10 protein-coding genes are annotated in these 11,085 nt (G+C 33.4%); 6 read left to right on the top strand and 4 right to left on the bottom strand.

Annotated features, from left to right (window positions below):
- Positions 1-187: 187 nt before the first annotated feature.
- Together odhB and QE431_RS00545 are read right to left on the bottom strand one after the other, a co-directional pair.
- On the bottom strand, positions 188-1,435 hold the full coding sequence (gene odhB / locus QE431_RS00540) for a 2-oxoglutarate dehydrogenase complex dihydrolipoyllysine-residue succinyltransferase (protein WP_057115736.1): 1,248 nt from the start codon (positions 1,433-1,435) through the stop codon (positions 188-190).
- 72 nt (positions 1,436-1,507) lie between these two features.
- The gene (locus tag QE431_RS00545) at positions 1,508-4,282 is read right to left on the bottom strand and encodes a 2-oxoglutarate dehydrogenase E1 component (protein WP_057115738.1); all 2,775 of its coding nucleotides are present in this window, start codon (positions 4,280-4,282) and stop codon (positions 1,508-1,510) included.
- 116 nt (positions 4,283-4,398) lie between these two features.
- On the opposite strand from QE431_RS00545, the gene QE431_RS00550 reads away from it, so the two are divergent.
- Both QE431_RS00550 and QE431_RS00555 read left to right on the top strand, forming a co-directional pair.
- Positions 4,399-4,950 carry a hypothetical protein gene (locus QE431_RS00550; protein ID WP_057115741.1) on the top strand — a complete coding sequence of 184 codons (552 nt, stop codon included), beginning with the start codon at positions 4,399-4,401 and terminating at the stop codon, positions 4,948-4,950.
- A gap of 200 nt (positions 4,951-5,150) precedes the next feature.
- Positions 5,151-5,636: a hypothetical protein gene (locus tag QE431_RS00555; RefSeq protein WP_307291626.1), complete on the top strand. Its 486-nt coding sequence runs from the start codon at positions 5,151-5,153 to the stop codon at positions 5,634-5,636.
- 13 nt (positions 5,637-5,649) lie between these two features.
- On the opposite strand, the gene QE431_RS00560 is transcribed toward QE431_RS00555, so the two are convergent.
- Positions 5,650-6,003 carry a hypothetical protein gene (locus tag QE431_RS00560; RefSeq protein WP_281867154.1) on the bottom strand — a complete coding sequence of 118 codons (354 nt, stop codon included), beginning with the start codon at positions 6,001-6,003 and terminating at the stop codon, positions 5,650-5,652.
- 50 nt (positions 6,004-6,053) lie between these two features.
- Positions 6,054-7,028, bottom strand: a complete 975-nt coding sequence (locus tag QE431_RS00565; protein ID WP_307291627.1) for a polyprenyl synthetase family protein — start codon at positions 7,026-7,028, stop codon at positions 6,054-6,056.
- A 266-nt stretch (positions 7,029-7,294) separates the two neighbouring features.
- On the opposite strand from QE431_RS00565, the gene QE431_RS00570 reads away from it, so the two are divergent.
- The 4 genes from QE431_RS00570 (at position 7,295) to QE431_RS00585 (ending at position 11,032) form a co-directional block, all read left to right on the top strand.
- Positions 7,295-7,816: a YceI family protein gene (locus QE431_RS00570; RefSeq protein WP_057115752.1), complete on the top strand. Its 522-nt coding sequence runs from the start codon at positions 7,295-7,297 to the stop codon at positions 7,814-7,816.
- 109 nt (positions 7,817-7,925) lie between these two features.
- A complete protein-coding gene (locus QE431_RS00575) occupies positions 7,926-8,525 on the top strand; it encodes a TetR/AcrR family transcriptional regulator (RefSeq protein ID WP_057115993.1) in 600 nt (199 codons plus the stop codon).
- A gap of 95 nt (positions 8,526-8,620) precedes the next feature.
- On the top strand, positions 8,621-9,955 hold the full coding sequence (locus QE431_RS00580) for a TolC family protein (protein WP_281867156.1): 1,335 nt from the start codon (positions 8,621-8,623) through the stop codon (positions 9,953-9,955).
- Positions 9,956-9,964: 9 nt separating this feature from the next.
- On the top strand, positions 9,965-11,032 hold the full coding sequence (locus tag QE431_RS00585) for an efflux RND transporter periplasmic adaptor subunit (RefSeq protein WP_057115756.1): 1,068 nt from the start codon (positions 9,965-9,967) through the stop codon (positions 11,030-11,032).
- Positions 11,033-11,085: the final 53 nt, after the last annotated feature.

The raw sequence follows: 11,085 nt of genomic DNA on the forward strand, positions 1-11,085 counted from the left end.
AATTTACATGTTGAATATAAATCATGCAAGTTTGTTTTTATTTATTCTAAATAAAATATTTTTAAAGGGTAAAATTTACATTTGTTTAAAAAATTAACAAATTAAGGAGATTTTAAGCTAATATTAAGCAAAAAAAACCTGTTCGTATTAATGAACAGGTTTTTTGTATAGCAGAAAATTATTATAATTACAATTCTAAAGCACGTTTAGCATCGCCATTCATTAATAATTCTACTGGATTTTCTAAAGCCTCTTTTACAGCAACCAGGAAACCAACAGACTCACGTCCGTCGATAATTCTGTGATCGTAAGAAAGTGCTACGTACATCATTGGGTGAATTTCAACTTTACCGTTTACAGCGATTGGACGCTCGATGATGTTGTGCATTCCTAAAATTCCTGATTGAGGAGGGTTGATGATTGGAGTACTTAACATACTTCCGAAAACACCACCGTTAGTGATTGTGAAAGTTCCTCCAGTCATATCGTCAACTGTAATTTGACCATCACGAGCTCTTAAAGCTAATCTTTTGATTTCAGCTTCGATACCACGGAAAGTCAATAATTCAGCATTACGAACCACAGGAACCATTAATCCTTTTGGTCCAGAAACTGCGATTGAGATATCAGCAAAATCATAAGCGATTTTGTAATCACCGTCCATCATTGAGTTCACATCTGGGTATAATTGTAAAGCTCTTGTAACTGCTTTTGTAAAGAATGACATAAAGCCTAAACCTAAACCACCATGTTTCGCTTTGAAAGCATCTTTGTATTCATTACGAATTTGGTTGATTGGCGTCATGTTTACTTCGTTGAAAGTAGTAAGCATAGCAGTTTCATTTTTAGCTGAAACTAATCTTTCTGCTACTTTACGACGTAACATTGATAATTTTGTACGCTCAGTTCCACGGCTTCCACCAGTTGGAGTTCCCATAGAAGGCACTGCATTTACAGCGTCATCTTTAGTGATTCTTCCGCCTTTACCAGTTCCAGAAACTGTTGCTGGAGCAATATTTTTTTCGTCTAATATTTTTCTTGCCGCAGGAGATGGAGTTCCGGCTGCATAACTTGTTGCTGCTGGAGCTGCTTTCGGTGCTTCAGCTTTTGGCGCTTCAGCCTTTGGAGCTTCAGCTTTTGGTGCCTCAGCTTTTGGAGCTTCAGCCGCTGGAGCTGTTGCATCACCTGCTGGTTTTGCAGCATCTGTATCAATTAAACAAACTACAGCACCTACTGCAACTGTATCACCTTCTTCAGCTTTTAGTGTAATTACACCGCTCATTTCAGCAGGCAATTCAAGAGTAGCTTTATCTGAATCTACTTCAGCAATAGCCTGATCTTTCTCTACATAATCTCCGTCTTTTACTAACCAAGTTGCAATTTCAACTTCTTTTATTGACTCCCCTGGTGATGGGACTTTCATTTCTAAAATCATCTTTGTTTTTGTTTAAGGTTTTTATGGTTTTAATCCCGATAGCTATTGGGACCGAAACTTGAAACATTTTTTTTATCTAAATAAATTTTTATCGAATACCATTCTAATTGCATCTGCATGACGACGTTTTGCACGTGTATAACTTCCAGATGCTGGCGCAGCGTAAGCTTTTAACGAAGCTAATCTCCATTTTACTAGATCAAAGTTCATTAACATAAAACTGTAAGCTCCCATGTTTTTAGGTTCTTCCTGAGCCCAAACATAATCATCAGCATTTGGATATTTTGCAATGATTTCTTTAATCTGCTCAACAGGGAAAGGGAACAATTGCTCGATACGAACAACTGCAACATCATTTCTACCATTGTTTTCTCTTTCTGCAGTAATGTCATAGTAAAATTTACCAGTAACAAAAACTAAAGTTTTTACTGCTTTTTTATCTACTGTATTGTCGTCAATTGTTTCTTGGAAGCTTCCGCTTGCCAATTCTTCAACTGTAGAGACACATCTTGGATCTCTTAGTAAACTTTTTGGAGAGAAAACTACCAAAGGTTTACGGAAATTAGTTTTCATTTGTCTTCTTAACAAGTGGAAGAAGTTAGCTGGCGTTGTACAATCTGCAACATACATATTTTGTCTTGCACAAAGCTGTAAGTAACGTTCCATTCTTGCAGAAGAGTGTTCTGCACCTTGTCCTTCGTATCCGTGAGGCAATAATAAAACAATACCGTTTTGGTTGTTCCATTTGTCTTCACCACATGAAATATATTGGTCAATCATAATTTGGGCTCCGTTAGAGAAATCTCCAAATTGTGCTTCCCAAATAGTTAATGCTTTTGGATTAGCCAATGCATATCCATAATCAAAACCAAGAACTCCATATTCAGATAAAAGAGAATTGAAAACGCCAAATTTTCCTTTTTTGTTTTCAATAGCGTCTAAAAGAATTACTTCTTCTTCAGAATCTTCAACTTTAACTACAGCATGACGGTGAGAGAATGTACCACGCTCTACGTCCTGACCAGAAATACGAACGTCAAATCCTTCTGTTAAAAGTGAACCGTAAGCTAGAGCTTCTGCAGTTCCCCAATCGATAGTGTTGTTGTCGTATCCTGCTTTTCTATCCGTAACAATTTTAGTTATCTTGTTAATGAATTTCTTGTCTTCTGGTAATGTTGAGATTGTATTGATGATAGAATCTAATCCTTCTTTACTAAAGGTAGTATCTACTTTTTGAAGCATTTGTGTATCAGTTACCTGAACAAATCCATCCCATTCGTTTTTCATGAATGGAGTTATGATTGTTAAATCTTTTTTACGAGAAGCTTCTAAATTTTCTTCTAAAGCAGATTTGTATTCTTTTTCTAAAGCATTTACATAAGATGCATCGATTACGCCGTCAGACAATAATTTTTCAGCATAGATATCTCTTGGATTCTTATGTTTAGCGATGATTTTATATAAAACCGGCTGCGTGAAACGAGGTTCGTCACCTTCGTTATGACCGTATTTTCTGTATCCTAATAAGTCGATAAAGACGTCACGTCCAAACTGCATTCTGTAATCTAATGCAAAAGATACTGCATGTACAACAGCTTCAGCATCATCAGCATTTACGTGTAAAACTGGTGAAAGTGTAACTTTAGCAACGTCTGTACAATAAGTAGAAGAACGAGCATCTAAATAGTTAGTCGTAAAACCAACTTGGTTGTTAATTACAATATGAATTGTTCCTCCAGTTTTATAACCGTCAAGCTGGGCCATTTGGATGATTTCATACAAAATACCCTGACCTGCAATTGCAGCATCTCCGTGAACGGCGATTGGCAGTACTTTTGAAAAATCTTCTGGGAAATATTTATCTTGTTTTGCTCTTGTAATTCCTTCAATTACAGCTCCAACAGTTTCTAAGTGAGAAGGGTTTGGTGCTAAATTGATATTGATGCTTTTTCCAGATCTTGTTTTTTTGTCGGCAGTAAGACCTAAGTGGTATTTTACGTCACCATCAAAGTATTCTTGATCGTAATCTTTTCCGTCAAACTCACCAAAGATATCTTGAGTAGATTTTCCGAAGATGTTTGCCAAAACGTTCAAACGGCCACGGTGAGCCATTCCCATTACGAATTGTTCAACACCTTTTTCTGCAGCCTGCTCAATTAAAGCATCTAAAGCTGGAATAATAGATTCTCCACCTTCTAGTGAAAAACGTTTTTGTCCAACATATTTAGTATGAAGGAAGTTCTCGAAAGAAACAGCTTCGTTTAATTTATTTAAGATCGTTTTCTTTTCTTCTGTAGAAAAATTAGGCTGATTATTATCAACTGCTAATTTATCCTGAATCCATTTTACAACACCAGGATTTCTAATGTACATGTATTCAATACCAATATGCTGGCAGTAAATAGCCTTAAGGCGATTTACGATATCTTGTAAAGAAGATGGTGCCATTCCAATTGTTTGTGCAGCATCAAAAACAGTCGAAAGATCTGCTGTAGATAATCCGAAGTTTTCGATATCCAAAGTTGGAGATGAAGTTCTACGGTCACGAACTGGATTTGTTTTTGTGAATAAATGCCCACGCGTACGGTATCCGTCAATTAATTTAAGAACGTTGAATTCTTTCTTTAGTTTTTCAGAAATCTGACTGTAATCTGTGTTGTCGCTAGTCACGTACTCAACTATAGTCTGCACTGGATTTTCGTCGTTATAAGTAGTCATTCCAAAGTCAAAACCTTGAAAGAAACTTCTCCAGCTAGGCTCAACGCTGTCTGGGTTTACTAGATATTGATCGTATAATTGTGCAAAAAACTCGGTATGCGCTGCGTTTAAAAATGAAAACCTATCCATAATATGAGTGAATATACTTTTTGTTATATAGAAAGGCAAAAGTACAACAATCACATTTATTTAAATCTTTTTTTTACGTACTTTTACGTAAAAATTTGTTAAAATAAACGTTAACTATGAATAAAATTCAATTTTCAATCGATTGCAGATATTTATTTGTGATTTTGACAGCCTTATTCTCAAGTTATTCTATTGCACAACAAAAATATGTTATTGATAACAGTAATCATTTCTGGGAAAAAGTACAGTTTGGCGGCGGATTAGGTTTAGGAATTGGTTCTGGTTATACTGATATTTCTGTAATGCCAAGTGCCATTTATAATGTTAACGAAATTGTTGCCGTTGGTCTTGGTTTACAATTTGGTTACTTAAACTCAAGAAATTACTATGAATCTTATGTTTATGGCGGAAGCGTAATCACGCTTGTAAACCCGATTCCTGAACTTCAATTATCCGCAGAGTTAGAGCAGGTTCGTGTTAACACAGATTATGATTCTACACCATACAGGCCAAGTTATTCTGATAATTTTTGGAACACCGCTCTTTATCTAGGTGCAGGTTACAGAACTGGAAATGTAACTATTGGTGCGCGATACGATGTTTTGTACGATCCAGACAGAAGTCTTTACGGATCTGGATTTATGCCTTTTGTGAGAGTTTATTTTTAAGTTGCTATCCCGAAGTCTCGGGACTGAGATGCTAAGATTCTAAGGTTATTATTGGCTTGTAACATTATTACAGTTTAAAATAAAATAAGTTTTTTCTTTCTTTTGGTTGCTCTTATAATTAACTTTGTAATTGAAAAAAAATTAAAACCACTAATAGATTGGAGGGTTTTAATTATAAATATAAAAGAATCAACTTAAAGATGGGACAGTTGCCAAAAGAAATTGAATTATTTCAAAAAACGCTTGAAAGTTTAAAAGGAATAGAAAATGTTTGTAGTGGAATTGATAATTTAGAAGGAATTAAAGGCTCTGAATTAGGAAGTTTATCATTTTCACATCTTCCTATAGCAACACTTTTAAGGACTGATGGAGGTTTAAAGGATGAAGTAATGTTGCAATTTGAATTTACATTAGATCGATCTGTTGAAAGTTTAATTTCGTTGGAGTTTCTTTCTTGGTTTATTCGCGATAAGGCAAGAGGTGGGAATCTCATACAATTAAGAACATTTGCACTGCCACCAAAAGTTTCTGATCATTTTCAACTAGGAAATACATTAAAGTTTCATATAGATTATTTTATTGAAAATGCTCCAGAAACATTGCAGCCTATCCTTAATGATATTTCTGAGTTAAACACCTCTTTAGAGCTATTTATTAAGCTTTATGAAATACCATTAAAAGGCTAATTAATTATAGTCTTTATTTGTAATAATTTCGAAACCAAACTTTCTGCCATTCTCTTTTTAAAATTAAGAAAGCAACTTGTTCAGCAAGAATGACTAAATCTGAACCGTCAAGTTTTTTGATTTCGATTTCAGAAACATCAATTATATAAAGCAGATTTAAGTATTCAGCAAATTTATACTGAATCATTCTGTAGATTTTTTCGTGAAGCTGAATCTTTAATTCATCTGGCGAAATACTTAACGGAAAGTCAATTCCTTCATTTGCCAAATTAAAATCTTTATTAATCTGCTCAATCAAGTTTAAATATAAAGTCTCTGCCTGAGCTTGCTCTAAAAGTGCTTCTGTACTAGTTGGTGCTACAAACATGAGATTTTAGATATTAGATTGTTGATTTTAGATTTATTGAAAACTGATTACTAAACCTTACGGCCCATTAAATTTTCGCCGAAAGTTCTTAAAACATTTTTCTTTTCAGAATTAATTTCCATTTTTTCTAAAGTTTCAAAAGCTTTAAACGTATACATTTCGATTGCTTCTTGTGTCGCTTTTGAAGCTCCAGATTCATTAAAAATGGCTTTTGCAGTTTCTATTTTTTCTGAATTATCTTCTAATTGTAAACTGAATAATTTTTCTAATTCTTGAGCTTTTTCTGTAGAAGAAAACTCTAAAGCTTTTAGATATAAATAGGTTTTTTTGTTTTCAATAATATCGCCTCCAACTTGTTTTCCAAAAGTTTCAGGGTCACCAAAAGCATCTAAATAATCATCCTGTAATTGGAAAGCCAATCCTAAATTAAGCCCAAAATCATAGATTAAATCAGCTTCTTTTTCAGAAGTTTTGGCAACAATTGCACCCATTTTCATGGCAGCGGCAACCAAAACAGCTGTTTTGTATTCAATCATTTTTAAATATTCGGGAATCGTAACATCTTTACGAGTTTCGAAATCAACATCCCATTGTTGTCCTTCGCAAACCTCAAGAGCAGTTTTACTAAATAATTTTGCCAGGTTTCTAAAAACTATCGGTTCGTATTGTTCAAAATATTGATAAGCTAAAATAAGCATGGCATCTCCTGAAAGTATTCCAGTATTTAAATCCCATTTTTCATGAACTGTAACTTGTCCTCTTCGCAAAGGCGCATCATCCATAATATCATCATGAACCAGTGAAAAATTATGGAAAACTTCGACGGCCATTGCAGCTGGAAGTGCAGCATCGTACTCGGTATCAAAAACTTCAGCAGCCATTAAAGTTAAAACAGGACGTATGCGTTTTCCGCCAAGTCCTAAAATATATTCAATAGGTTCGTAAAGGTTTTTAGGTTCTTTATGTATGTCTTGTTTTTTAAGATAACTAATAAAAAAATCCTGGTACTGGCTAATATCGTGCATAATGAAATTCTGATTTACGAGCCTCAAAGATACAATTCAATTATGAATTTTCGCTTTCTAAATTTCATTTGCTGAGAAAACATTAAAATTTAAAATAAAAAGGACTAAGAATGAATTTGTTAAAATATTTTTTAAAAAACTTGGAAACTTTTTTGGTATTTACAGTTTCCTGTCTATATTTGCAGCATCAAAATGGAAACTCGAAACACTGTGAAAGTTTCCATAAGAGTTTGGATAATTTATAAACTCATTAAAATCAGTTATTTATGAAAACAACATGGACTTTAGATTCTACTCAATCAGATGTTTTAATTAAAATGAGACATTCGATAATTGCCTATTTAGGAGGAACTACGAACAAATTTGGTGGTTATGTGAGCTTAGAAGACAATGAAATTGAAGATGCATCGGTTGAATTTTCACTTGATATTAATAATAAAACTGAAAGCTTTCAGCAAATTGACACCAATTTACAGCTTCAGGATTTTTTTGATGTAGATGAGCATCCAATCATTAGTTTCAAATCGACTTCATTCCAAAAAGTAAATAACAATATCAATTTCTTTAAGGGAGATTTAACGATAAAAGATGTTACGAGAGTTGTAGAACTTGATGCAGAATTTATAGGAGTGAATACTTATAATGGAGAAAAAAAAGTAGCCTTTGAAATTAAAGGTGAAATTAAGCGTCAGGACTTTGGCTTAGATTATAACTCTTTTCATCATAATGGGGGCTTAGCTCTTGGAAAAGACATTAAGCTAATAGCTAATCTTGAATTTAGCATATAAATCTTACATGCAGGAATAATTTAATGTAAAATTATTACAAATATTACGGAAACTATTTTTTAAATTTTAGTTTCCTAATTATATTTGTATGGCAATTGGGAAAATTAAAATGAAAGAGAAAATCATAGCAAAAGCCAGTGAGCTTTTTTTAAAGCTCGGCTTTAAAAGTGTTACAATGGATGATATTGCAGGAGAAATGTGTATTTCGAAGAAAACGATTTACAAATATTTCTGTAATAAAGAGGTTTTGATTGAAGAGAGCACTTCAATGGTACACAGACAGGTTCATGAAATTATGGATACCATTGTTGCTAAAAATTATAATGCGATTCACGAGAATTTTGAAATTAGAGAAATGTTTCGTGATATGTTTAAAAACAATACGGATACTTCGCCTATCTATCAGTTAAAAAAACATTATCCAGAGATTTATCAAAATATTTTATCTCACGAAATTGAGCAATGCACACAATGTTTTAGAGATAATATTGAAAAGGGAATACGAGAAGAGCTTTACAGACCAGATTTAAATGTAGAAATCTATGTGAGATTTTATTACACGTTAATCTTTCATATTAATGAAAATACAGTTTCTGAAAGTGAAGCACAAAGAATAGAGTTAGAGGCATTAGAATATCACACTCGTGCAATGGCAACAGAAAAAGGAGTGCAAGAATTAGAAAAACAGCTTAAAAAAATTATCAATTAATTATTATTCAAAACTATTTGTCATTATTGTTAGAGAGCGGGAAGATAATAATGGCGATACTATCTCAAAATTTAAAAATAAATATTTAACTACATATGAAACGAATAGTTCTTATAGTTTTGTGCACAATTGGCTTATCGGCCAACGCACAAGTAACCACTTTAACCTTAAAAGACGCTGTTAGCTACGCGCTTGTAAATAAAGCCGATGCTAAAAAAGCAAAACTTCAGGTTGAAAACAGTGAATACCAAATTCAAGAAGTACGTTCTAGAGCGTTACCTCAAATTAGCGCAAATGGAAACCTAACTTATAATCCGGTAATTCAAACAACTGTTATTGACGGAGCAGGTTTTGGTGCACCGGGAACTACAATCCAAGCAGCATTTGGACAAACTTGGACTTCTACTGCGGGGCTTTCTTTAACTCAGGCAATATTTGATCAATCTGTTTTTACAGGATTAAAAGCAGCAAGAACTACACGTGAGTTTTATCAAATAAACGATCAGTTAACAGAAGAACAAGTTATAGAAAGAGTTGCAAATAATTACTATTCTGTTTATGTACAAAAAGAAAGATTGGTTTTGTTAGACAGCAATTACGTAAACACAACTAAAGTTCGTGATATCGTAAAAGGGCAATTTGATAACGGTTTGGCTAAGAAAATTGACTTAGATCGTATTATTGTAAAAATGTCAAATATCGATACAGAACGTCAGCAGATTAAAAACCAAATTGCTTTACAGGAAAATGCTTTGAAGTTTTATATGGGAATGCCTATTGAAACTCAAATCGCGATGCCAAAAGAAGAATTTGAAGTTGTTCCTGCTGCATTAACAGAAGAACCAAATATCGAAAACAGAACAGAATATCTGCTTTTGAAAAAACAAGAAGAGCTTTTAGTCTATAATAAAAAAGCTGTTGAAGCTGGATATTATCCAACACTTTCATTAACTGCTGGGTACAACTATATCGGTCAAGGTCCGGAATTTCCTTGGTTTGCAAAACCAGATAAAGGAGTTTACTGGTCAGATTTCTCAGCAATTGGATTAAATCTGCATGTGCCAATCTTTACAGGTTTTGGAACTCGTGCTAAAGTAAGACAAGCTGATGTTCAAATTAGAGAACTTCAGGAAGATATTAAAGACACCAAACTTTCACTTGATTTAGATTATAGAAACGCCATTACACAAATCAATAATAATTTGGTAACAATCGAAAATCAAAAAGAAAACATGCGTTTGGCATCTGAGATCCTTAGCAATACTAAAAACAATTACCTTCAAGGTTTAGCATCTTTAACCGATTTGTTAGACGCTGAAAATGCATCACTTGAAGCTCAAAACAATTATACAAGAGCAGTTTTAAATTATAAAATTGCCGAAATATCTCTAATCAAATCGAAAGGCGAACTTAAATCTCTTATTAAATAACTAATTACAATGAAGAAAATAATTATAACAATCGTAATCATAGCCGTAGCATTTTTCGGGATTAGCTACATATTAAATAAAAATAAGAAAGAAAACGAAGGTAAAACTGCAATCGTAGCAGAGAAAAATGCTGCTGTTTCTGTAAAAGTTGCAACAGTTAAAACAGAAGATGTTAATCTTGGTTTTACTGCAAACGGAAACTTTGCACCAATTCAGGAATTAACTTTCTCTGCAGAAAAATCTGGAAAAGTAATTAGTGTTTTAGCAAAAGAAGGTGACTACGTAAGAGTAGGACAAACACTTTTAACAGTAAGAGGTGATGTTATTAATGTAAACGCGCAACAAGCTCAGGCAGTTTATCAAAATGCAAAATCTGATTATGCGAGATACGAAAATGCTTTTAAAACAGGTGGTGTTACAAAACAACAATTAGATCAGGCAAAATTGGCTTTGACAAATGCTCAGTCTAATTTGACACAAGCAAATATTAATGTTGGAGATACTAAAGTAAAAGCACCAATTAATGGTTACATCAATAAAAAATATATTGAGCCAGGTTCTATTTTAGCTGGAATGCCTGCAACTGCTTTGTTTGATATCGTAAACGTTTCTAAATTAAAATTGGCAGTTACAGTAAACGAAAGCCAAGTAGCAAGTTTAAAATTAGGAAATACAGTAAACATTACAGCAAGTGTTTATCCTGATAAAACATTCTCTGGAAAAATCACTTTCATTGCTTCAAAAGCAGATGCTTCTTTAAACTTCCCAGTTGAAATTGAAATCACAAACAATGCTAATAACGACTTAAAAGCAGGTATGTATGGAACTGCAAACTTTGGTTCAAACAACCAAAAACAAAACTTGAAAGTGGTTCCTAGAAATGCATTTGTTGGAAGTGTAAGCAGCAACGAAATTTTCGTAGTTGAAAATAACGTGGCAAAATTGAAAAAAGTGGTTGCTGGAAGAATCTTAGGAGACAAGGTTGAAATCATCAATGGTTTGAATGACGGAGATACTGTAATTGTTACAGGTCAAATCAATTTACAAGACGGAAATACAGTAGAAATTATTAAGTAATTGTACGCTTTAAGCCGTAAGCAATAAGCTTTAAGCCTTTAATAAAAGCCTAA

This window comes from Flavobacterium sp. SORGH_AS_0622 (assembly GCF_030818825.1).
Lineage (GTDB): Bacteria > Bacteroidota > Bacteroidia > Flavobacteriales > Flavobacteriaceae > Flavobacterium.

What these genes read in the sequence shown, in the direction of transcription:
- QE431_RS00545 (WP_057115738.1), bottom strand. Translation starts at nt 4,282, where the DNA reads ATGGATAGGTTTTCATTTTTAAACGCAGCGCATACCGAGTTTTTTGCA.
- odhB (WP_057115736.1), bottom strand. Translation starts at nt 1,435, where the DNA reads ATGATTTTAGAAATGAAAGTCCCATCACCAGGGGAGTCAATAAAAGAA.
- QE431_RS00585 (WP_057115756.1), top strand. Translation starts at nt 9,965, where the DNA reads ATGAAGAAAATAATTATAACAATCGTAATCATAGCCGTAGCATTTTTC.
- QE431_RS00575 (WP_057115993.1), top strand. Translation starts at nt 7,926, where the DNA reads ATGAAAGAGAAAATCATAGCAAAAGCCAGTGAGCTTTTTTTAAAGCTC.
- QE431_RS00580 (WP_281867156.1), top strand. Translation starts at nt 8,621, where the DNA reads ATGAAACGAATAGTTCTTATAGTTTTGTGCACAATTGGCTTATCGGCC.
- QE431_RS00565 (WP_307291627.1), bottom strand. Translation starts at nt 7,028, where the DNA reads ATGCACGATATTAGCCAGTACCAGGATTTTTTTATTAGTTATCTTAAA.
- QE431_RS00560 (WP_281867154.1), bottom strand. Translation starts at nt 6,003, where the DNA reads ATGTTTGTAGCACCAACTAGTACAGAAGCACTTTTAGAGCAAGCTCAG.
- QE431_RS00550 (WP_057115741.1), top strand. Translation starts at nt 4,399, where the DNA reads ATGAATAAAATTCAATTTTCAATCGATTGCAGATATTTATTTGTGATT.
- QE431_RS00570 (WP_057115752.1), top strand. Translation starts at nt 7,295, where the DNA reads ATGAAAACAACATGGACTTTAGATTCTACTCAATCAGATGTTTTAATT.
- QE431_RS00555 (WP_307291626.1), top strand. Translation starts at nt 5,151, where the DNA reads ATGGGACAGTTGCCAAAAGAAATTGAATTATTTCAAAAAACGCTTGAA.